The 720-nt window shown below is 38.1% G+C and carries 1 pseudogene; it reads left to right on the forward strand.

The window, feature by feature from the left end:
• Window positions 1-720 (forward strand): annotated as a pseudogene (locus C1G57_RS09140) (IS630 family transposase); the annotation flags it as partial.

Here is a 720-nt window from a genome sequence, read left to right on the forward strand (position 1 = left end):
GGCAGTATCACCGAAGCATCTGCTATTTTCCAAATTTCACGCAACACCATCTATCAATGGTTAAAATTAAAAGAGAAAACCGGCGAGCTTCGTCACCAAGTAAAAGGAACCAAACCAAGAAAAGTTGATAGAGATAAATTAAAGAACTATCTTGAAATTCATCCAGATGCTTATTTGACTGAAATAGCTTCTGAATTTGACTGTCATCCAACAGCTATTCATTACGCTCTCAAAGCTATGGGCTATACTCGAAAAAAAGAGCTGTACCTACTATGAACAAGGCCCTGAAAAAGTAGATTTGTTCCTTAAAGAATTGAGTAACTTAAGCCATCTGACTCCTGTTTATATTGACGAGACAGGTTTTGAGATCTATTTTTATAGAGAATATGCTCGCTCCTTAAAAGGTCAGTTGATAAAAGGTCGGGTTACTGGAAGAAGATATCAGTGGCTATATTTGGTTGCAGGTCTCATAAATGGTGAGCTTATAGCCCCGATGACATACAAAGATACCTTGACAAGTGACTTTTTCGAAGCTTGGTTCAAAAAAGTCTTGCTACCAACTTTAGATGAAACAGCTGTTATCATTATGGACAATGCAGGTTTTCATAGGATGAGTAAGCTAAGAGATTTATGCGAGGAGCAGGGACATAGACTTTTACCTCTGCCTCCTTACTCGTCCGAGTATAATCCCATTGAGAAAACATGGGCTCATATCAAAAA

Origin of the sequence: Streptococcus suis (assembly GCF_002960425.1) — a bacterium.
GTDB lineage: Bacteria > Bacillota > Bacilli > Lactobacillales > Streptococcaceae > Streptococcus > Streptococcus suis_S.